The sequence below is a fragment of the Streptomyces sp. BR123 genome, from assembly GCF_013401435.1.
Classification (GTDB): Bacteria; Actinomycetota; Actinomycetes; order Streptomycetales; family Streptomycetaceae; genus Streptomyces.
In genome coordinates this window covers 22609-43146 of record NZ_JACBGN010000029.1, presented here as the reverse complement: position 1 = coordinate 43146, position 20538 = coordinate 22609, and the positions used below count along the sequence as shown (strand labels likewise).

Here is a 20538-nt window from a genome sequence, read left to right as displayed (position 1 = left end):
CTGCCCCACCTGTCCACCCCGATGCCCCCGGACCTGACCCCCGAGTCGGCCGCCGCGGGCACCGGAGTCGGCGTCAACCTGCCCATGGAGCTGGTCCGGCAGAGCGTCCTGGAGCGCGAGTACTGGGACATCCCGGCGGAGGTCCTCGCCGCCTACCGCCAGTTCCGGCCGACCCCGCTGTGGCGGGCCACCGGCTTCGAGCGGGCCATCGGCTCCCGCGTGCCCATCTACATGAAGTACGAGGGCGGCAACATCTCCGGCAGCCACAAACTGAACACCGCCCTGGCCCAGGCCCACTACTACAAGCAGGCCGGTGTGAAGGAACTGGTCACCGGCACCGGGGCCGGCCAGTGGGGCACCGCGATGGCCGCCGCCTGCGCACTGTTCGGGCTGCGCTGCCGGGTCTTCATGGTCGACTCCAGCCTGCGCCGCAAACCGTACCGCGGCGTGCTGATGCGCATGCTCGGCGCCGAGATCCACTCAAGCCCGAGCGGGCTGACCGGCGTCGCCGACCGGCGCGGCGAAGGCATCGGCAACAGCCTCGCGCTGGCCATCGGCGAGGCCGTCGAGTACGCCTCCCACCACGACGGGGTCGCCTTCTGCATCGGCAGCGGCGAGACCTACAGCATCCTGCACCAGTCGGTCATCGGCATCGAGGCGCAGGACCAGCTGGCCGCCCTGGACGGCACGGTGGACATGGTCGTCGGCGCGGTCGGCGCCGGCTCCAACTTCGGCGGCATCGCCCTGCCCTTCCACGCCGAGGCCCGGGCCACCGGCACCGAGGCCCCGACGCTGGTCGGGGCCGAGTCCGCGACCGCGCCCAAGCTCACCCGCGGCGTGTACGCGTACGACAAGACGGATGCCACCGGGTCCGGCCCCCTGGAAGCGATGTACACCATCGGCAGCGACTACCCGATCCCCGACGCCCACTCCGCCGGCCTGCGCTTCCACGGCGCCGCCAAGATCATCTCGGCGATGCGGCACACCGGCGACATCGCCGCCACCGCCGTCACCCAGCAGGAGGCCCTCGACGCGGGCCGGCTGCTCACCCGCAACGAATGCGTGCTGCCCGCCCCCGAGTCAGGCCATGCGCTCGCCGCGGCCGCCAAGCTCGCCACCTCCGGCGCGGACGGCATGCGCGCCCGGAAGGGCATCCTCGTCTGCGTCAGCGGCCACGGCTACCTCGACCTCGCCGCGTACGAGCAGCTGCTCAACGACGAGCTCGGCGACGAGGCACCCAGCGAGCAGGCCCTGATGAGCGCCGTCTCCGGACTCACCCCGGTCGGACAGGACGGCTCCTCTCCGCCCCACGCCGGCCTCCTGTCCGCAGGCGGCCTGCTCGGAGGCACGCTCGGGGGCAGGCGATGACCACCACCGTCGAAACGGCCCCCCTGCCAGACGCGACGGCGTCCGTCCGGGCCGAGCTACTCGACTGCGTCCAGTCCAACCTGGCCGTGCTCGCCGACCGCTTCCACGGACCGGACACCCACCTGGCCCTGGGCGCCACCCTTCGGTTCGCGCCGCGGCCCGGACCCCACGGGCTGCCGACCATCGAGCCGGAAGCCGAGCACCAGCTGGCCGCAGTCGCCGGCATCGGCCTGACCGAGCGGCTGCGCCGCCACGACGTACCGCCCGCGGAACTGGCCGCACTGGCCGTGGCACACGGCCCCCTGTACGTCATGGCCGACACCTACGACATGCCATGGCTGCCCTACCACCGGCAGCGGCACATGCAGCACAGCTACCTGGTGACGGCCGAGGGCGACCGCGCCCGCGTCGTCGACGCCTACCACAGCCACACCCCCTGGGGCCTCGCCTCCCCGGGCGCGTGGCTCCTGGACTGGGCCGAACTGCCCCGGTCCTGCCTGGTGATGGTCCTCGAACCGGCCGCGGCCGGGGCACCGAAGGCCAACCCGGCCTGCGAGTACGGCGACGTGGACGCCTACGCCGCCGCGTACGCCGGCCACCCGGACCGGTTCGCCGCCCTCGACCAGCTGACCACCGAGACCTGGCTGCTGGCTCGCTCCCGGCGACTGCACGCCGAGTTCCTGGCCTCCACCGGCCGGAGCCGGGCCCCCGGGACCGATGACCACCTGAAGCGGCTGGACCGGCTCGCCGAACAGGCGTTCCTCGCCATGCGCCGGGTGCAGCGGGGCCGCCCCGAGCCGGCCCGCCTGGCGGCCGACCTCACCAACGCGCTGCACGCCGACCGCGCCCTGTTCGACGTGCCCCGGACGCCGCTGCGCGAGACGGTGACCGAGACCGTCGCCGCCGTCCTCGGCATCGACACCGCGGCGGTCCTCGCCGCGCCCTGCCTCACGGCCGTCCCCGGCTTCAACTCCTTCCAGGTCGTCGAGATCGTCGAAGCCCTGGAGGAACGGCTCGGCATCGAGTTCGCCGCCGAGGAACTGCTGCCGGAGAACCTCCACCGCATCGACGACCTGTGCCGGCTCGTGCAGACCGCCCAGGCCCGCTGACGGCCGTCCCCCCGACCTTTCGGACGTCCGCCCCTTCCCATGTCCGACCACCGACCCGTCACAGGAGTACCACCGTGGACACACGCTTCACCGACCTGCTCGCCCCCTTCCTCAAGTACCTCGGCGACCAGGAACTCACCGAAAGCTCCGACCTGCGCAAGCTCGGCCTGGACTCGATGCAGTCCATCGAGCTGCTCTTCGCCATCGAGGACACCTTCGGCATCTCCCTGCCCGATGAGGACCTCAACGACGCGACCTTCGCCACCGCCGGCACCCTCTGGAAGGCCATCGCAGCCGCCGGCGGCGACGAGGCCCTGGCGGACGCGGCGTGAGCACTGCACCCGCCCTCGCGCCCGGGACCCCGGCCGTCGCACCCGACGGACGCACCCCCGTCGAGCGCGCCCGCCACGTGGCCCGGATCGCCGCCGAGCACGCCCGCCGCCACGACCGCGACGCCGACTTCCCTGCCGAGGCGCTCGCCGCGCTGCGCGAGTCCGGCCTCCTCGGCCTGACCGTCCCCGCCGACCACGGCGGTCTCGGCGGCACCCTGACCGACCTGCTCGACGTCTGCGTCGAACTCGGCCGCGCCGACATGTCCGTCGCGATGATCCTCGGCATGCACTGCCAGCAGGTCGCTGCCGTCACCGGCCACGCGGCCCCCCGGCTGCGCGACGAGTTGCTGCCCAGGATCGCCGCCGGCGAGCTCTACCTGGCCTCGGTCACCACCGAGGCCGGCAAGGGCGGCCATCTGCTCACCGCCGAATCCGAGGCCCGCAGCGACAACGGCAGCCTGGTCATCGACCGGTTCGCCCCGATCGTGACCGGCGGCGCCCACGCCGACGGATTCCTGATCACCGTACGGGCCCCCGACGCGGCCTCACCCAGCGAGGTCTCCCTCGTCTACGCCGACCGCGCCCAGCTGACCGTCGAACCAAGCGGCGACTGGAACCCGATGGGCATGCGGGCCAGCCACAGCGTCGCGCTCCGGCTGACCGGAACGGTCCCCGCCCACCAGGTGGTGGGCGAGCACGGCTCCTTCTCCGTCATCGCGAGCGAGGTGTTCGGACCGCTGGCCCACCTCGCGTGGTCCGCCGCCTGGCTCGGCACCGCCGCCGGCGCCCTTTCCCGGGTCGTCCGCATGCTCCGCAGCCCGGCCGGCCGACGCCGCTTCGACCTCGGCTCCGAACTGCTGCTGGGCCGGCTCTCCGCGGCCCGCCAGAAGCTCGACACCGTCAACGCCCTGCTCCGCCACACCGAGCAGGCCGTACGCGCCGCGGCCGACCTGTCCCAGCCCCGGATCCAGCTGCTGCTCAACGCCCTGAAGCTCACCGCTTCGGAGCAGTGCCACGCGGCGGTCGACGACCTGGTCGCCACCGTGGGGCTGCGCGACGGCTACCTCAAGGACTCGGACACCGGGCTGGAAGCAGCGCTGCGCGACCTGCGCTCCGCGCCGCTCAACTACAGCAACGACCGCCTGCACCAGGCCGACGGCCGGCTCACCCTGCTCGACCCGGAGGTGCGCCTTGTCTGACCAGGCCGTGCTCCGGCTCGCACCGACAGATGCGGCCGGATCGGCGCCACCACCACCGGCCCCGGCCGTCCCCGCCGACGGGTTCGAGGGGCTGCCGCCGGAGGCGGACGGCCGCCGGGTCTGGGCCGCCCTCGGCCGGGCGCACCGGCTGGCCGCCGCCTACCGCGGCGGCGACCCGGCCTCCGGCGTCGACCCCGACACCCTCGGCCGGCTCATGACCGACGTCGACGCCCGCTTCGGCATCGGCTCCACCCTCTCGGTGTGCATCCAGATCGCCACCGCGGTCCCGCTGCTCACCCTCGGCGGCGAACCGGCCGCGCGCGTCCTGCACGACGCCCTCGCCGGCCGCGCCGTCGTCGCGCTGGCCGCGTCCGACGAGGGCTCCGGGGCCGACCTCGCCGGCCTCGGCACCACCGTGGCCGTCGACGACGACGGCGTCACGGTGACCGGCACCAAACGCTGGATCACGAGCGCCCTGTACGCCGACCACCTGCTCGTCCTCGCCCGGCACCGGGAGAGCCGCCACTTCACCAGCTTCACCTGGGTCCTGGTCCCCGCGGACGCACCCGGCGTCACTGTCGAGCCGGCCGAGACCCCGCTGTTCGACGGCTCGGGCACCGGGCACATCCGGCTCGACCGGGTACAGCTGCCCCGCGAGCACATCGTCGGGCGGGTCGGCCGCGGCATGACGTCCTTCGCCGCACACATCGCCGTGGAACGGCTCACCGGCACCCTGTGGGGCGTCGCCCTGTGCGCACGCATGCTGCGCCGGACGAAGGAACGCCTCCAGGGACGCGCGTACGGCGACGGCACGCTGTGGCAGTTGGAGGGCATCCAGCAGCGGTTCGCCGCCGCCCTGCTCCGCACCCACGAGCTCGCCGCCCTCGTCGACCGGCTCGGCAGGCGCGCCGCGCGCCACGACACCGCCGCGGCCGCCCTGCTCAAGGCCGGCGCGGCCCGGACGGTGAACTCCGTCCTGGCCGAATGCGCCCAACTCCACGGCGCCGAGGGCTTCGCCGCCGGTGGCGCCCAGTGGACCCGGGCCCAGGCGGCCCTGTGGAGCATCGGCGGCGGCACCACGGAGATCGTGCTGACCGCCGTGGCCGGCTCCGCCGACGCCCTCCTCGCGGAGCTGCCGTCATGAACGTCATCGAGATCGTCCCGCAGGTCTGGGCGGTGTCGGGACGCGTCACCGCACCATCGGAGGGTCACCCGGACGACCTCGCGGCCGCGGCCGGCATGGCCGGCTGGCGGGCCGAGGAGTTCCTCGCGGGCCGCGCCCTGCTACGCCGGCTCCTGGCCGAAGTGGCGCCCGGATCCGAGAACCTGCGGGTGACCCCCGGACCCCACGGCAAGCCCGGCCTGCCCGACCGGCCCGACCTCGCCATCAGCATCGCCCACGACGAAGGCCACTTCGCCGCCTGCGCCGGAGTGGGCCGCGCCGTCGGCATCGACGTGCAGCAGCCCGGCGAACACCTCGCCCCCGGCGTCGTGCGCCGCTGCGTGCCCACGGAACACGAGGCCGTCAACGCCCTCCCGGCGGACGAGCGTTCCCGGGAGTTCGCCTGGATCTGGACCGCGCAGGAGGCCTGCGTGAAGGCCGAGGGCAGCGGCCTCGCCGGTGGCCCCTGGACCGTTCCCGTGGGACCCGGCCAGACCAGCGGCACCTGGAAGGGCTTCACCTGGCGCAGCCTGCGCGACACATCGGACACACCCCTCAGCTGCGCATGGGAGGCGTTATGACGAACGACGTGACGAACTTCGTCGCGAACGACGGCAGGAACCGGACGGAGACCGCCCCGGCTTCCCCGCCGGCAGCCCGCGGCGTGACCGGACCGCCCGCCGTCCCGGCGCAAACGCCGGAACTCAGCTGCTACACCGCCGCCCTGGTGGCCTACCTGGAACCGGAACTCCCCGACGTGGCCGACAGGCTCGCCCGGGCCATCCGGCTCGCGGTCCGCACCGACCACCCCAGCGGGCACCTCGCGTTCTCCCACCACCACCGCATCGACGGCGGGAGCACCACCGGACGACTGGTCTACCGGGGCACCGCCCACTGGTCCGTGGCGCTCGCCGCCCTCCGCGCGGAGGCCGGCCGCAACGGCCGCGTCCTCGCTGTCGCCAACACGCGTACCGTGCCCTGGTCCCCGGCGTACGGAGTGTCCACCGCAGCGCACTGGGTCCTGCTGGAACCCGCGCCCGGCCGCGCCGACGCCTGGCAGGTGACCGACCGCTTCGCGGCCCTCCTGCCCGAAGGCGAGCAGCACCCCCACACCGGCATCGTCGACGACACCGCCCTGCGCGCGCTGCTCACCCCGATGGGCACCCTCGCCCCGCAGTACACCCTGCGGGACGTCCACGCCCTCGGCAACGCCTCCGAACTGCCCGACACGGACCATTACCGCTGGCTGGTACGGCACTCCTCGCCGCCCACCGCCCCGCCGTTGGGCCGCTGGCTCTACGGGCCGTCGGAGACGCTCGAATTCCTCGCCGCCCGGTTCTGCGCAGAGCCGGCCCTGCTCGCCGCCCACGCCGACGACCTGTGGGCCGCCTCGCGGCACCAGCGCCACCGCCTCGCGTTCCTGGCGCGCACCAGGACGGTGTCCCGGGCGGCTGCGGACGCCGCAGCGGCGAGTTGGGGGGAGCTGCCCCGCTCCCTCCGCTTCGCCGTCACCTCGGCCGGGCGCGGCCGCCCGCGCCCCGGCGTCGTCGCGAAGGCCTTCGACGACCTCATCAACACCACGACCCGCGTGCAAAAGGAGGAACAGCACTGATGCCCACCCACCTTGACGTGCCACGACCGCGGCTGCACGACTGGTTCGCGCGGTCCGCGCACCGCTACGGGGACGGCCTGAACGCCCTGGAGGTCGACGGCCATCACCTCACCTACGCCGCCCTCGACGCCTGCGCCGCATCCGTCGCCGAAGCAGTCCTCACCGGGCACGGCAGCCCGCCGGCCCGGGTAGGACTGCTCGCCTCGCGCTCGGTCCTCGCGTACGCCGGCTATCTGGGTATCACCCGGCTCGGCGCGACGGTGGTGCCGCTGAACCCGGCCTTCCCGATCACCCGCAGCAGCGACGTGGTGCAGGAGGCCGGACTCGACCTGGTGGTCGCCGACGCGGGCCTGCCCGGCCTGGACGTCCTGCCCGTCCCGGTGCTCCGGCTCACCGACCAGGACCTCCTCGGCCGGTCCTCCGCAGCCGCCCCGGAGCTCCCCGGGCGCGCCGTCTCGGGCAGCGACCTCGCCTACATCCTGTTCACCTCCGGCTCCACCGGCCGGCCCAAGGGCGTCCCTGTCACCCACGACAACATCGCCGCCTACCTCGGCCACGTCATTCCCCGGTATGGGCTCGGCCCCGGCGCCCGGGTGTCGCAGACCTTCGACCTCACCTTCGACCCGTCGGTGTACGACATGTTCGCCTCCTGGGGGTCGGGCGCCACCCTCGTCGTGCCCACCCGCAACGACGTGCTCTCCCCGGTGCGCTACGTCAACGAGCGGCAGATCACCCACTGGAACTCCGTCCCCTCGGTCGCTGCCATCGCGATGCGGCTGCGCGCCCTGAAACCCGGCTCCATGCCCACTCTCCAATGGAGCCTGTTCTGCGGCGAAGCCCTCAAGACGGCACACGCCGAGGCCTGGGCGGCCGCCGCCCCGAACAGCACGCTGGAGAACATCTACGGCCCCACCGAGATGACCGTCACCTGGACCGAGTACCGGCTGCCGTCGGACCCAGCCGACTGGCCGGACACCGGCAACGCCACCGTGCCGATCGGCACCCCGTACCCCGGCCAGGAGCACCTGGTCCTCGACGAGGACGGACACCCGGCCGACGAGGGCGAGCTGTGTGTACGCGGCAGCCAGCGGTTCCCCGGCTACCTCGCACCGCAGGACAACACCGGCCGCTTCTGTTCCTTCGACGGCCGGCGGGCCACGGTGTACGACGGCTCGGGGCCGGTCACCTCGGACCACTGGTACCGCACCGGCGACCGGGTCAGGCAGCTCGACGGGACGCTGGTGCACCTGGGCCGGCTCGACCACCAGCTGAAGATCCACGGCTACCGGGTCGAACTCGGCGAGATCGAGAACCTGCTGATGCGGCAGCCCGGCGTCACCGACGCCGTCGTCCTGGCCGTGCCCGGCCGCAAGGGCGAGCCGGTGCTGCACGCCCTGTGCACCGGCGGCCCGGCGGACCCGGCCGCACTCCTCGACGCCCTGCGCGCGAAGCTGCCCGCCTACATGGTGCCGACCGCTGTCGAGTTCACCCCGGCGCTTCCGCTGAACGCCAACGGAAAGGTCGACCGGGCCGCCCTGGTCGGCTCCCTGTCCCGGCCGGAAGCGGCCTGAGAGGCACACCATGACCATCGAGACCGCCCTTCCCACTGCGCCCCTGCTGGACCAGGGCACCTTCCGGCGCGTCATGGGACGCTTCCCGACCTTCGTGTCGGTGATCACCACGGCCACCGACAACGGACCTGCCGGCTGCACGGCCAACGCCGTCCTGTCGCTCTCGCTCTCCCCGGCGAGCATCCTCGTGTCGCTGCGCAGCGGGAGCCGGACGCTCCACGAGATCCGCGACCGCGGCGCCTTCGCAGTCAACACCCTGTCCTGGGGGCAGCGGTCCCTCGCCCAGCGCTTCGCCACGGGCGACCCGGCCCGGCGCTTCGACGGGGTCGCCCACTCCTGGTCGGACGGCGTCCCGGTGGTCGACGGCTGCGTGGCCACCGTCGTCTGCCGGCTCCGCGACACCGTCGAGGCGTTCGACCACACCCTGCTGATCGGCACCGCCGAGCGCGCCGACTGTGCTCCGGACATCCCGATGGTCCTGCTGGACGGCCAGGCGCACCGGCTCCCGCCAGCGGAGTTCCCGTCCCTCTGACCGACCGAAAGACCCAGGAGACCCACCCCAGTGACCACGTCACCGTCCAACCGGACCGCCGCAGGCCCCCTCGCCGGCCGCCCCGAACTGCTGCACTCCCTCCTGCTGTCCCCGGCGGCCACGACCCCCGGCAGCCCCGCCGTCGCCGAGTTCGTCGCCAATGACACCGTACGGACCACGACGTACGGCGAACTGCGCGACCTCGCCCGGACGTACGCCGCCGACCTCGACGCCCTCGGACTCGACATCGGGGACCGCGTCATCCTCGAATCCCACACCTCGGCCCACGCCATCGCTGTGTTCCTCGCCTGCTCCATGGCGGGCCTGCCGTTCATACCGGTCAGCCCGGAGACCCCCGACGAGCGGCTGCGGACCATCGTGGAGGCCACCGGGGCCGCCCTGCACATCCAGACCGGGGACGGGACGCGGGAGAACGTTCCCCAGCAGGCGGGGACGGCCCGGTTCGGGTCCGGCAGACTGCGCGTGGAGCGGCAGCCGCAGACGCGGACCCGCCGCCGGACCGAGCTGTGCCCGACCGACCCCGCGTACATGATCTTCACATCCGGCAGCACCGGACGCCCCAAGGGCGTGGTGATGAGCCACCGGGCCGTCACCTCGTTCTACCGGGGCATGCTGTCGCAGGGCATCGTGGGACCCCAGGACCGGGTCGCGACCACCTCGCCCCTCCAGTTCGACTTCTCGCTCCTCGACATCGGCCTCGCCCTGAGCACCGGCGCCGCCGTGGTGCCCGTGCCGCGCGACCTGCTGCGCTGGCCCAGCCGGTTCCTTCGGGTCCTCGCCGACACCGGCGCCACCCAGGTCAACGGCGTGCCGTCGATCTGGCGGCAGACCCTGCGGCATCTGCCCGAACGGTTGGCCGGCCTCACCGGGATCCGCGGCGTGCTGTTCTGCGGAGAGGAGTTCCCGCTGCCCGAACTGCGCGAGCTCCAGAGGCTGCTGCCGCAGGCCCGGCTCATCAACTGCTACGGCGCGACCGAGTCGATGGCCTGCTCCTTCACCGACGTACCACGGCCGCTGCCCGCGGACCTGGAGAGGCTGTCCATCGGCTACGCCCACCCGGGTGCCGAGATGCTGCTGGTCGACGAGTCCGGCCGACTGGTCGACGAGCCCGGCACGCTGGGCGAGATCCACCTGCGGACCCCCGCCCTGTTCACCGGCTACTGGGACGACCCTGCCGCGTCGGCCGCCGCACGCGTGCTCGACCCGGCCGAGCCGCGCTCGGGCCAGCTGGTCCTGCGCACCGGCGACCTGGCGTACCGGGGACCGCACGGTGAGCTCTACTTCTGCGGACGCGTGGACTCCCAGGTGCAGATCCGCGGGAACCGCGTCGAGCTCGGCGAGATCGAACGCCGGCTGCGGGAGCATCCCGAGGTCGCCGAGGCCGTGGTGCTCCTGGTCGAGCGCGCGGCGGACGAACCCCGACTCGCGGCGTGCGTCGTGGCGCAGGACCGGGCCGGCTCCCTCGACGACGGCCGCCTGCCCGCGTTCTGCTCGCAGACGCTCCAGCCCTACATGGTGCCCGACGAGGTCCACGTCCTCGACGCTATGCCGATCTCTCCGAACGGCAAGGCGGACCGCCGGGCCCTGGCGGCGCAGCTCGCCGGTACCCGCTGAGCCCGTCGAGGAGGGAGGCATGATGAACCCGCCGGAGCCGTGGCCGAAAAGGGTGTCCGTCGAGCACGTGTACCTCGGCCACACCCATCTCAACGCCCGGGACCACGACGCGTTCGCCTCGCTCCTCGACGAGGAGGTCACCCTCCGGGGGCCGGAGGGGACGGCGGCTTTCGGACGGGCGGCGGTGACGGCCGCGGAACAGAGCCGGCGCTTCACCCATATGCTCGAGGACCTTGGGGTACGGCTGACAGAATGGTGGCAACGGGCATTCTCCGGCACCGTGAGGACCGCTGCCCGGAGATGGATTTCGCGGCCGTCTTCAGCCTTTCGAAACATGGCCTGATTTCCTCCTGCCGCACGTACGCTGCACCGGTATCCGCCGCTGAGCAGACCGCAAGAGGTGCGAGGGAAAAGGCCTAATCCGTACGGCTACAGGCAGTCAACCGGCGAGTGAGCGCATGTTAATTTGGCAATCCCGTCCCGTCATTCGGGAGAACAAGGAGCCACGCCGATATGCCGACAACGGTCGACAAACCCATTTACCGCGTCCTCGGACCGCTGGAGGTAACGGGGGCGTCGGGCGAGGAGTGTCGCATTCCCCGCGGACGGCAGCAAGTAGTGCTCGGCGCCCTTCTCCTCGAGGCCAACCGGGTGGTCAGTACGGAGAGTCTCATTGACGCGATCTGGGGCGAAGATCCCCCGGTGACCGCCCGTACGCAGGTGCAGACGTGTATATCCGCCCTGCGCACCAGTCTCGCCGTGATCGGGGAAGGAGCGCGGCTGGTCACCAGGGAACCCGGATACGTCCTGGAAGCGACCGGCGACCGGCTCGACCTGGCGCTCTTCTCCCGGTACCGGAAAGAGGCCCACGACGCCGCGCAGGAGGGCCGCCTGCAGGAAGCGGCCGCGCTCACCCGGCGCGCGGCCGACCTGTGGCGCGGGCCTGCGCTCAGCGGGAGCCGCAGCGGCAAACTCCAGTCCATGGCCGCCCAGCTCGACGAATACCGTCTGATCAACCTGGAGACGTACGCCGATCTGGAGCTGCAACTCGGCCGGCACGTCCAGATCGTCCCCGAACTCTCCACCTTGGTGGCCACCTACCCGCTGCGGGAAACACTGCGCGCCCGGCTGATGCTTGCCCTGTACCGGTCGGGCCGGCAGGCCGAGGCCCTGGAGGCCTTCCGGGAGGGGCGGACCATCCTCGTCGAGCAGCTGGGCATCGAGCCGGGTGACCAGCTGCAGGAGCTGGAGTCCGCGATCCTGGTGGGCGACCCGGCCCTGCGCCGGCCCGGCACCGAGCCGGAGGCCGCCCCGGTGGCCGAGGCACCCGCCCGTGCCCCGGCCGCAGACTCCGGGACCGTCCTGCCGTCGGCCCGGCCCAGCCGGATCGCGCCCTTCCAGCTTCCGCCCGACAACGCGGACTTCACCGGCCGCACCCAGATCGTCGAGGCGGCCCAGGAGCTGCTCCTGGCCGGCGGGGACGGGCGGCCCACGCCCGTGGCGGTGCTGTCCGGACCCTCCGGCGCGGGCAAGAGCACGATCGCCGTGCACCTGGGGCACCGGCTGGTCCGGGACTTCCCCGACGGGCAGCTCTACTGCGACCTGGCCGGCACCGAGCCCACGTCGGCGACCGCGCTCGACGCGCTGGGCCGGTTCCTGCGCGCCCTGGGCATCCCGGGCGCACAGATCCCCGGACCGATCGACGAGCGGGCCGAGATGTACCGCAGCCTGCTCGCCGGCAAACGCATGCTGATCGTGCTCGACAACGCCTCCGCCACCCAGCAGGTCCGCCTCCTCCTGCCGGGCAACGGCACGTCCTCCGTCATCGTCACCGGGCAGTCCGGGATCACCGGACTGCCCGGTGCCCGGTTCCTCTACGTGGACGTGTGCAGCCAGGAGGAGGCGATCGACATGCTGGCCGCGGTCATCGGCCCGGCCCGCGTGGCCGCGGAGCCGGAGGTGGCTGCGGACCTGGTCCGGATGGCCGGGCGGCTGCCCCTGGCCCTGCGGATCATCGCCGCCCGGCTGGCCGCACGCCCCAACTGGTCGCTGGCGTGGATGCGCGACCGGCTCTCCGACGAGAGGCACCGGCTGGACGAGCTGTCCCACGGCGAGCTGGCCATCCGCTCCAGTCTCGCCCTCACCTACGACGGGCTTACCGGGACCGGCCGCCGGCTGCTGCGGCTGCTCAGCCTCCAGGACGGCGGCTCCGTCCCCACCTGGGTGGCGGCGGCGCTGCTGGACGCGGACCTGTTCGACGCCGGGGACCTGCTGGAATCGCTGGTGGACGCGCAGATGCTGGAGGTCGACAGCACCGCCTCCCCGAGCGAGCCGCACTACAGGCTGCACTCCCTGGTCCGCCTCTTCGCCCGCGAGGAACAGCAGCGGCACGCGGCCGACGACCGGGCGGACCACGCCCTGACCCGGCTCGTCGGCGGCTGGCTGGCCCTGGCGGACGAAGCCCACCGGCGGTTGTACGGAGGAGACTTCACCATCCTTCACGGGGACGCACCGCGCTGGCGCCTGCCCGAGGCACAGGTGGACCGGCTGCTGCGGGACCCGCTGGCCTGGCTGGAGACGGAACGGGCCAACCTCTGCCACGTCGTGGACCTGGCGGCGGAGACCGGACGGGCGGAGGCGTGCTGGGACCTTGCCGTCACCCTGGTGACGATGTTCGAGTCCCGCTGCTACTTCGACGACTGGCAGCGCACACACGAAAAGGCCCTCGAAGCAGCCTCCGAGGCGGGGCTGATCCGGGGCCGGGCGGCCGTCATGTTCTCGATGAGCTCGCTGTACCTCACCCGCTCTCAGCTGATCCCCGCGCGCGGCGCCCTGGAGCCGGCCCAGGACGCGTTCGAGGCACTGGGCGACACCCTCGGCCTCGCGCTGGTCCGCCGCAACCTGGCCATGCTGGCCCAGCGCCAGAACGACGAACCGTCCGCCCTGGCGCTGCACTGGCAGGCGGTGGCGGACTTCCAGGCGGTCGGCGACCATGTGGGACAGACCAACACCCTCGCCCACCTGGCCCGGCTCGCACTCGACCAGGGCCGCCTCGACGACGCCGAGGAACTACTCGACCAGGCGATGGACATCTGCCGCCGCACCGGCAACGCGCGCACGGAGGGGCAGGTGCGGTTCGTGATGAGCGACCTCATGCAGTGCCGCGAACGCTATCCGGAGGCCGAACAGCTGCTGCGCAGCATCCTGAACCAGGTGCGCTCACGCGGTGACATCGCCGGCGAGTCGCGGATCCTGCACCGGCTGGGAGCGGTCAACGCCCGGCTGGGGCGCTCCTGCGAGGCGCAGCGGCTGCTGCGCGAGGTGGTCGCGATCCGCGAACGGACGATGGACCGGGTGGGCGCAGCAGCGGTCCGCCTCGAGCTGGCGCAGCTGGAGGCGGACCACTCGGGCCTGCCGGCCCACGTCGGATTCGAGCCGCAGGGCCCGGACCCGTTGCGTCACTGACCCCCGCCGGCAGGCCACGGGGTGTTCCCGAACGAGCCCACCGCAACGGGGCCGGGGGAAGGGTAGGCCCACGGGGTGTCGCCGGTCGCGGACGCCCGCACCTCGGTGCCGGTGGTGGCGGCGCCGTCGGCGACAGATCCCCCCACAGCAGCGACCGCGGCCGTGGCCGTGAGCAGGAAGGTGGCGATGAAGGCCGTGAGGCGGGCGGTGCGCATGGCGGGTCTCCCTGTTGTGCGGTGCGGAACGAGCCGGGTTGCCGGCTGTTCAGGAAGGTATGGACCTTCGCCACTCAACGGCTATCGATCCCGCACCACCCCAGCCCTCCCGACGACCTCCCGTCCGGTACCGGACCAGTAGGGCACCGATAGGCCACCGCCACAGCATGGAATCCGCACAGCAGTCCAGTTCTGTACGGAGGAGATTCGGACTGTGGACACTCCCCAACTCCACGCCTTCGTGGCGGTGGTTGACATCGGAAGCTTCACCAGGGCGGCCGCCCGGCTGAACCTGTCGCAGCCGACGGTCACCAGCCGCGTCAAGTCGCTGGAGCAGGGGCTCGGGGTCACCCTCCTCGAGCGCCTGCCGAGCGGGGTGAGACCCACCGCCGCCGGCTTTCAGCTCCTGCCCTACGCCCGCGAGATCATCTCGCTCACCGGACGGGCCCGGCAGGCCATCGTCGCCGACGGCCGGCCCCACGGCCGGGTCGACGTCGGCACGGTGGAGAGCCTCACCAGCTACCGGCTGCTGCCGATGGTCGAGTACCTCTACCGCCGCTACCCCGACGTCCAGGTCGCACTGCACGCGGGCGCCGGACCGGACGCCGTGGCGGCCGTCCGCGAAGGCCGCCTGGACTGTGCCTTCGTCGTCGGCTCCCCCGAGGAGCACGAGGGACTGGAGACCCAGGTCCTGTGCCCCGAACCCATGGTGCTGGTGAGCAGCCCGGGATGCCCGGCGGCCCGCAGCCGGGTCGGAGAGGACGTGCTGCGCACCACGCCGATCATCCGCGCCGACACCCGGGCCGGCTACCAGCTCCAGTTCGAGCAGGCCCTCGGGCTGCTCGACGGTCCGGACCGCCCCCGCGTGTTCGACCTCGACTCGATCGACGCGGCCAAACGCAGCGTCGCCCTGGGAATCGGCATGGCGTTCATCCCCTTCGTCTCCGTGGAACGGGAGCTCGCCGAGGGGACCCTGGCCGCCATCGACTGGGCGCCGCCGTTCGAGACGTGGACCCAGGTGGTCCGCCGGCGGACCAGGACCCCCAACAGCGCACTGGACGCCCTGGTGGCCACCGCCATGGATGTCGCCGCCCAGCACCTCGACGACGCACCCGTGCTCACCGCGAGCTGACCCGCGCCCCCGCGCACCTGCTCGCCCGCCGGCCGACGGCCCGGCCGCCCTGAACGGCCGACATCCCGAGCGGTCCCCACGCCGCCATCCGGGAGCGGCACCACCGCTCCCTCCACCACCCGCACCAAGGAAGGCCCTTGCCCATGACCGGCTCCTCCACGCCGCAGCCACTCCTCGACCCCGCAGGCGCCGCGACCCTGTCGGCCGTCACCGACCGAGTCCACGACGCGATCACCCGGCGCCTCGGCCAGCAGCCGCTGACCCCCGACACCGAGCTCGCTGCGCTCGGCATCGACTCCCTCCTGCTGCTGCGCATCCTCGGCGACCTCGCCGTCGACCCCACCCAGGAGATCGACCCGTACCGGCTCGCCGACGTCGTCACGGTCGCGGACCTCGTGGCCTTCGTCGCGTCCTGGAACTGAGGGGAGCGGCACATGAGCGAGATCCCGGTCACCGCCTCCCAACGCAGCCTGCTCTTCATCCAGGAGGCCATGGAGCGCAAGGACCTCTACAACATCAGCTTCCGCATCACCTTCGACGGCGAGGCGGACCCGGACGCGATGGCCGCCGCCCTGCGCCGGCTGCTGGACCTCCAGCCGACCCTGCGCACCGAGTTCGTCCTCGACGGCGGCGAGGCCCGCGCCCGGATCACCCCGACCGGCACCGTCCCGCTGGAGGTGAGCGCCGGCGCGGCCGCCGGCGCCGACTGGCAGCGCCTGCTGGACGAGGAGAGCACCGCCTTCGCCCGCCTCGCGGTCGACCTGCGGACGGCACCGCTGTGCCGCTTCAAGCTGCTCACCGCACCGGGCCGCAGCGCCCTGCTGTGCAACGTCCACCACTCCGTCAGCGACGGCGTCTCCATGGCCGCCCTGCTCGACGAACTGTCCGAAAGCTACCGCCTCGCCACCGGCGCCACCGGCGCCACCGGCGCGCCCGGCTCGGCCGGCGCAGCAGGCCCGGACCCCGCCGAGCGCGAACGCCTGCTCACCGCCGAACTCGCCGCCCAAGTACGGGCGACCGACGCGGCCGTCGAGACCGGCGAGGTCAAGCGGCTCGCCGCCGAGCTGGACAGAGTACCGCCGACCACCCTCTACCCGGTGCCCACCCGCCCGGCGAACACCGACTTCGCCGGTGCGGACCTCAACCTGCTGCTCGGCACCGAGGAGCGGGCGCTCGTCGAGCGCACCGCGCGCGAGCTTGCCACCACCCCCTTCGCCGTGCTGCTCGCCTGCTACGCGGCCCTGCTGGGCGAGTACGCGGGCCAGGAACAGGTCGTCGTGGGCAGCCCGTTCTCCACCCGCCGCACGATCGCCTCGCACGACCTCGCCGGCTACTTCGTCAACACCCTGCCGCTCGTCCTGCCGGCCCGCGACGTGCCGTTCGACCAGCACGTGGCGGCCGTCACCAAGGTGGTGCGCGAGGCGAAGCGCTACCAGGCCGTGCCCTTCGACGCCCTGGTGGCACAGGCCGCGCCGGAGCGCAGTACCAACCGCAACCCGCTGTTCCAGTGCATGTTCGCCATGCAGGACGAGCTGCGCACCCGGCTGGAGTTCGCCGACGGGTTGCACGGAACGGTGCAGTTCGTCTCGCAGCAGGCCGCACGCTTCGACTTCTGGCTCGGCGCCACCCCGGTCGAGGACGGCCTGCTGATCGAGGTCGAGTACGACAAGGACGTCTTCCCCGCCCGGTACGCCGAGCGGTTCCTCGACGAGTACCGGCAGGTGCTGCTCCGGGCAGCCGCGGACCCGCGCACCTCTCTGCCGCGGTTGACCGCCGGCCTGGCCACCCGCACGGTGCCCGGGCTCCTGCGCGCGGCCGAGGCACGTACCGACAGCCCGGGCGGTCTGGTCGGGCTGGTCCGGGAGGCCGCCCACCGGCACCCCGAACGGCTCGCGGTCACCGATCCGCGCGGCACCGGGCTCACGTACGCGCAGCTGCTGGACAGCACCGCACGCACGGCCGCCGGTCTGCACGGGCGCGGGGTGCGGCGCGGGGACGTCGTCGCTGTCGTCCCGGAGAGCCTCGCGGACACCGTCGTGGCGATGCTGGCGGTCCTCTGGTGCGGAGCCGCCTACCTCCCCCTCGATACCACCCTGCCCGCGGACCGCCTGGCCTACATGATCAGCCACTCGCGGTGCTCGCTGGTCATCGGCTCCCGGGAAGCGGTGCCCGACGAGCCGGAGCGGACGACGGTCGCCGAGCTCCAGCAGGCAGGCGCGGGGGCCGAGGCACCCGAGGCCGCGGACGGGACCGACCCCGTCTACGTCATGTTCACCTCCGGCTCCACCGGCCGCCCCAAGGGCGTGCTGATGGGCCAGCCGGCCCTGGTCAACCTGCTGCACTGGCAGATCGACGCCCTGCAGATGGGCCCCCTGACCCGCTTCCTCCAGTTCGCGCCACTCGGGTTCGACGTCTCCTACCAGGAGATCTTCCCGACCCTTGCGGCCGGCGGCACGGTCCACGGGCTCGGCCCCGTCGACCGGCGCGACCTCGCCCAGGTCGCCGCGCTGACCGAGCATGAGCAACTGACCCACGTCTACCTGCCGGTCGCCGTCCTCGGCGCGTTCGCCGACGCCGTCCACGACGGAGGGCACTCGCTCGCGAGCGTGCGGCACGTCTGTGTCTCCGGCGAGCAGCTCCACCTGGACAGCCGCTCCCACCGGCTCCTCGACCGTCACGAGCACCTCACCCTCGTCAACCTCTACGGTCCCACCGAGACGCACGCCGTCACCGGCCACGCACTGACCGGCGGTCCCGACCCCCGGCGGCCCTCCCACGTGCCGATCGGACACACCCTCCCCGGCGTCGACACCCACCTCCTCGACCGGCACGGCCGCCCGGTGCCGCCGGGCGCCGTGGGCGAGCTGTCCTTCGGCGGCGTCTGCCCGGCAGAGGGCTACCTCCACGACCCCGAGCGCACCACGGCGGCCTTCCTGCCCGCCCCGGACGGCACCGGCCGTGTCTACCGCACCGGCGACCTGGCCGTCCTCGCGGAGGACGACACCCTTGTGTTCCTCGGCCGCCGCGACTCCCAGGTCAAACTGCGCGGCCACCGCATCGAGCTCGGCGAGCTGGAGGTCGCGGCCGAAAAGCTGCCGTTCGTCCGGGCCGCCGCCGGCGCGGTGCACGGCACCGGCGAACAGGCGGCCCTGTGCCTGTTCGTCCTGCCGGCGCCCGGCGAAGGCGTCGACGCACGGGCGCTGCGCGACGCCCTCCGGGCCGAACTTCCGCCGTACATGGTCCCGCGGCACATCCTGGCCCTGGACACCATGCCGCTGACCGACAACGGCAAGATCGACCGCAAGACCCTGCTGCACCGCTTCGCCCTCGGCGAGTTCGCCGAGGCCACCGCCACGCGGTCGGCCGGGAGCTGGACCCCGACGCCGGCGGAGGCCCTGGTCCGGGACATCTGGACCCAACTGCTCGGCAACCAGCCCACCGACGCCGACGAGTCGTTCTTCCTGCTCGGCGGCAACTCCTTCGACGTCCTGCGGCTCCTGAGCACCGTCGCGGAGCGCACCGGAACACGCGTCCCGGTGGTCGAGTTCTTCCGGACCCCCACCGTCCGGGCCCTGGCCGACCGCCTCACCCACGACCGCGGAGCAACCGCATGACCGCCACCCTCCCGTCCACCGCCGAAGCCGCCCCCACGACCCCCGCCGGCGGCACCGTCCTCGACCTGATCGAGTCCCACGTCCACCGCCACCCCGACAAGACGGCCGTGCTCTGCGGCCGGGACCAGGTCTCCTACCGCCTGCTGTGGGACACGGCCCACGAGGTCGCCGAACGGCTCCTCGCGCACGGCTGCTCGCGCGGGGACGCCGTCGCCCTGGTGGGACCCGGCAACCCCGCGTTCATGGCCGCCGCCCTGGGCGCCTGGCTCGTCGGTGCCGCCTGGGTACCGATCGACCCGCGGCTGCCCGAGGAGCGTCTCCGGTACGTCCTCGACGACACCGGCGCGCGCGTCGTCCTCGCCACCGTCGACGGCACCACCGCGACGGGCCTGCCCACCGAACCGGTCATGGTCCCCGCCGCCCCTGACAAGGACAGCGGCCGGGTCGAGCGGATCCGCCCGCACCGCGCCACGTCCGACGACCGCGCCTACCTCATCTACACCTCCGGCTCCACCGGCCGCCCCAAGGGCGTCGCCGTCGGCCACCACGGGCTCGCCGTACACCTCCTCGGCGCCCTGGAGGGCTACGGCATGACCGCCGAGGACATCCTGCTGTCCTTCGCGTCACCCAGCTTCGACGCGGCCGTCGAGGAAATGTGGGCCCCCCTGGCCAACGGCTCGACGGTGCTCCTGCGCGGCGCGGCCCTGTGGACCGGCCGCCAGCTCTTCGAACGCGTCCGCGCCCACGGCGTCACGTACATCTCATGCACGACCGCCTACTTCGAGGCGTTCTTCGGCGAGGATCTGTCGCAGGACGACATCGACTGCCTCGGTTCGCTGCGCGGGATCATCTTCGGTGGGGAGGCGGTCAATCCCGCGGTGGTCCGCCGCTGGGCCAACGGCCCCCTCGGGTCGATCCCCGTCTGCAACACGTACGGCCCCACCGAGACCGTGGTCACCGCCACCCTGTACTGGATCGGCCAGGGCTGGCAGGGCGACCGGGTCCCGATCGGGCACTGCCTGCCCGGCCACGTCTCCGTCGTCCTGGACGCAGCCGGCCGGGAAGTCGGCGACGGCGGCACGGGGGAGCTCTACCTGGGCGGCCCCTGCGTTGCCGAGGGCTACCTCGGCCGGTCCGACCTGACCGCCGAACGCTTCGTCTCCCTCCCCGGCCGGGAAGGCACCTACTACCGCACCGGTGACCTGGTCGCCGTCCAGGGCCCGGAACTGCTGTTCCTCGGCCGCGCCGACCGACAGGTCAAGATCCGCGGATTCCGCATCGAACTGGAGGAGGTCGAGGCGGCCTTGCAGGCCGTCGAAGGCGTCCGCAACGCCATCGTCGCCGTCGAACAGCGCGCCGACGGCGGCGACCGGCTCGTCGCGGACGTGGTCCCGCTGAAGCCGGCCGACCGCGACGACCCGGTCATCTTCCGCTCCGCGCTGCGCGGTGCCCTCCTGCGGACCCTGCCCGACTACATGATCCCGTCCGAGATCCGGCTGCACACCGACCTCCCGCTGGGCGTCACCGGCAAGGTCGACCGGGCCAGGGTCCTGGCCGAGACGGGCACCACCCGGTGACACCGCCACCCGCCG

17 protein-coding genes are annotated in these 20538 nt (G+C 73.1%); 16 read left to right on the top strand and 1 reads right to left on the bottom strand.

Annotated elements, in window-relative coordinates; genetic code table 11:
- The 12 genes from HYE82_RS07580 to HYE82_RS07525 all read left to right on the top strand — a co-directional run.
- On the top strand, positions 1–1368 hold a 1368-nt coding region (locus HYE82_RS07580), incomplete at its 5' end, for a TrpB-like pyridoxal phosphate-dependent enzyme (RefSeq protein WP_179173162.1).
- The gene (locus tag HYE82_RS07575) at positions 1365–2477 is read left to right on the top strand and encodes an acyl carrier protein (RefSeq protein WP_179173161.1); all 1113 of its coding nucleotides are present in this window, start codon (positions 1365–1367) and stop codon (positions 2475–2477) included. The genes HYE82_RS07580 and HYE82_RS07575, both read left to right, overlap by 4 nt.
- A 74-nt stretch (positions 2478–2551) precedes the next feature.
- Positions 2552–2809: a phosphopantetheine-binding protein gene (locus HYE82_RS07570; RefSeq protein WP_179173160.1), complete on the top strand. Its 258-nt coding sequence runs from the start codon at positions 2552–2554 to the stop codon at positions 2807–2809.
- Positions 2806–4008, top strand: a complete 1203-nt coding sequence (locus HYE82_RS07565; RefSeq protein WP_309144230.1) for an acyl-CoA dehydrogenase family protein — start codon at positions 2806–2808, stop codon at positions 4006–4008. The genes HYE82_RS07570 and HYE82_RS07565 overlap by 4 nt, the downstream gene beginning before the upstream one ends.
- The gene (locus HYE82_RS07560; protein ID WP_256986992.1) at positions 4001–5152 is read left to right on the top strand and encodes an acyl-CoA dehydrogenase family protein; all 1152 of its coding nucleotides are present in this window, start codon (positions 4001–4003) and stop codon (positions 5150–5152) included. Before HYE82_RS07565 ends, HYE82_RS07560 begins: the two co-directional genes overlap by 8 nt.
- Positions 5149–5751, top strand: coding sequence for a 4'-phosphopantetheinyl transferase superfamily protein (locus HYE82_RS07555; RefSeq protein WP_179173159.1), 603 nt, complete (start codon positions 5149–5151; stop codon positions 5749–5751). The genes HYE82_RS07560 and HYE82_RS07555 overlap by 4 nt, the downstream gene beginning before the upstream one ends.
- Positions 5748–6782 carry a hypothetical protein gene (locus HYE82_RS07550; RefSeq protein ID WP_256986991.1) on the top strand — a complete coding sequence of 345 codons (1035 nt, stop codon included), beginning with the start codon at positions 5748–5750 and terminating at the stop codon, positions 6780–6782. The genes HYE82_RS07555 and HYE82_RS07550 overlap by 4 nt, the downstream gene beginning before the upstream one ends.
- Complete coding sequence (locus tag HYE82_RS07545) at positions 6782–8353, top strand: amino acid adenylation domain-containing protein (protein WP_179173158.1); 1572 nt, start codon at positions 6782–6784, stop codon at positions 8351–8353. Before HYE82_RS07550 ends, HYE82_RS07545 begins: the two co-directional genes overlap by 1 nt.
- A gap of 10 nt (positions 8354–8363) precedes the next feature.
- Complete coding sequence (locus HYE82_RS07540) at positions 8364–8885, top strand: flavin reductase family protein (RefSeq protein ID WP_179173157.1); 522 nt, start codon at positions 8364–8366, stop codon at positions 8883–8885.
- Positions 8886–8915: 30 nt separating this feature from the next.
- Positions 8916–10520, top strand: a complete 1605-nt coding sequence (locus tag HYE82_RS07535) for a D-alanine--poly(phosphoribitol) ligase (RefSeq protein WP_309144229.1) — start codon at positions 8916–8918, stop codon at positions 10518–10520.
- Positions 10521–10539: 19 nt separating this feature from the next.
- Positions 10540–10863, top strand: a complete 324-nt coding sequence (locus tag HYE82_RS07530; RefSeq protein ID WP_179173156.1) for a hypothetical protein — start codon at positions 10540–10542, stop codon at positions 10861–10863.
- A 170-nt stretch (positions 10864–11033) separates the two neighbouring features.
- Positions 11034–13985 (top strand): BTAD domain-containing putative transcriptional regulator, encoded by a 2952-nt coding sequence (locus tag HYE82_RS07525; protein ID WP_256986990.1) that lies wholly within the window; start codon positions 11034–11036, stop codon positions 13983–13985.
- Here HYE82_RS07525 and HYE82_RS07520 read toward each other — a convergent pair.
- Positions 13979–14200: a hypothetical protein gene (locus HYE82_RS07520; protein WP_179173155.1), complete on the bottom strand. Its 222-nt coding sequence runs from the start codon at positions 14198–14200 to the stop codon at positions 13979–13981. The two genes, HYE82_RS07525 and HYE82_RS07520, sit on opposite strands and share 7 nt — an antisense overlap.
- A gap of 214 nt (positions 14201–14414) precedes the next feature.
- Between HYE82_RS07520 and HYE82_RS07515 the strand changes: the two genes are divergently transcribed.
- From HYE82_RS07515 to HYE82_RS07500, 4 genes are all read left to right on the top strand, one after another.
- Entirely contained in the window at positions 14415–15332 is a 918-nt protein-coding gene (locus tag HYE82_RS07515) for a LysR family transcriptional regulator (RefSeq protein WP_179173154.1), read from the top strand.
- Positions 15333–15475: 143 nt separating this feature from the next.
- Complete coding sequence (locus tag HYE82_RS07510) at positions 15476–15754, top strand: phosphopantetheine-binding protein (RefSeq protein ID WP_179173153.1); 279 nt, start codon at positions 15476–15478, stop codon at positions 15752–15754.
- A 12-nt stretch (positions 15755–15766) separates the two neighbouring features.
- Positions 15767–18946, top strand: coding sequence for a non-ribosomal peptide synthetase (locus HYE82_RS07505; protein ID WP_179173152.1), 3180 nt, complete (start codon positions 15767–15769; stop codon positions 18944–18946).
- Entirely contained in the window at positions 18943–20523 is a 1581-nt protein-coding gene (locus tag HYE82_RS07500) for an amino acid adenylation domain-containing protein (RefSeq protein ID WP_179173151.1), read from the top strand. Before HYE82_RS07505 ends, HYE82_RS07500 begins: the two co-directional genes overlap by 4 nt.
- The last annotated feature ends 15 nt before the right edge of the window (positions 20524–20538 follow it).

What these genes read in the sequence shown, in the direction of transcription:
- HYE82_RS07505 (WP_179173152.1), top strand. Translation starts at nt 15,767, where the DNA reads ATGAGCGAGATCCCGGTCACCGCCTCCCAACGCAGCCTGCTCTTCATC.
- HYE82_RS07550 (WP_256986991.1), top strand. Translation starts at nt 5,748, where the DNA reads ATGACGAACGACGTGACGAACTTCGTCGCGAACGACGGCAGGAACCGG.
- HYE82_RS07575 (WP_179173161.1), top strand. Translation starts at nt 1,365, where the DNA reads ATGACCACCACCGTCGAAACGGCCCCCCTGCCAGACGCGACGGCGTCC.
- HYE82_RS07540 (WP_179173157.1), top strand. Translation starts at nt 8,364, where the DNA reads ATGACCATCGAGACCGCCCTTCCCACTGCGCCCCTGCTGGACCAGGGC.
- HYE82_RS07500 (WP_179173151.1), top strand. Translation starts at nt 18,943, where the DNA reads ATGACCGCCACCCTCCCGTCCACCGCCGAAGCCGCCCCCACGACCCCC.
- HYE82_RS07530 (WP_179173156.1), top strand. Translation starts at nt 10,540, where the DNA reads ATGATGAACCCGCCGGAGCCGTGGCCGAAAAGGGTGTCCGTCGAGCAC.
- HYE82_RS07555 (WP_179173159.1), top strand. Translation starts at nt 5,149, where the DNA reads ATGAACGTCATCGAGATCGTCCCGCAGGTCTGGGCGGTGTCGGGACGC.
- HYE82_RS07510 (WP_179173153.1), top strand. Translation starts at nt 15,476, where the DNA reads ATGACCGGCTCCTCCACGCCGCAGCCACTCCTCGACCCCGCAGGCGCC.
- HYE82_RS07525 (WP_256986990.1), top strand. Translation starts at nt 11,034, where the DNA reads ATGCCGACAACGGTCGACAAACCCATTTACCGCGTCCTCGGACCGCTG.
- HYE82_RS07520 (WP_179173155.1), bottom strand. Translation starts at nt 14,200, where the DNA reads ATGCGCACCGCCCGCCTCACGGCCTTCATCGCCACCTTCCTGCTCACG.
- HYE82_RS07545 (WP_179173158.1), top strand. Translation starts at nt 6,782, where the DNA reads ATGCCCACCCACCTTGACGTGCCACGACCGCGGCTGCACGACTGGTTC.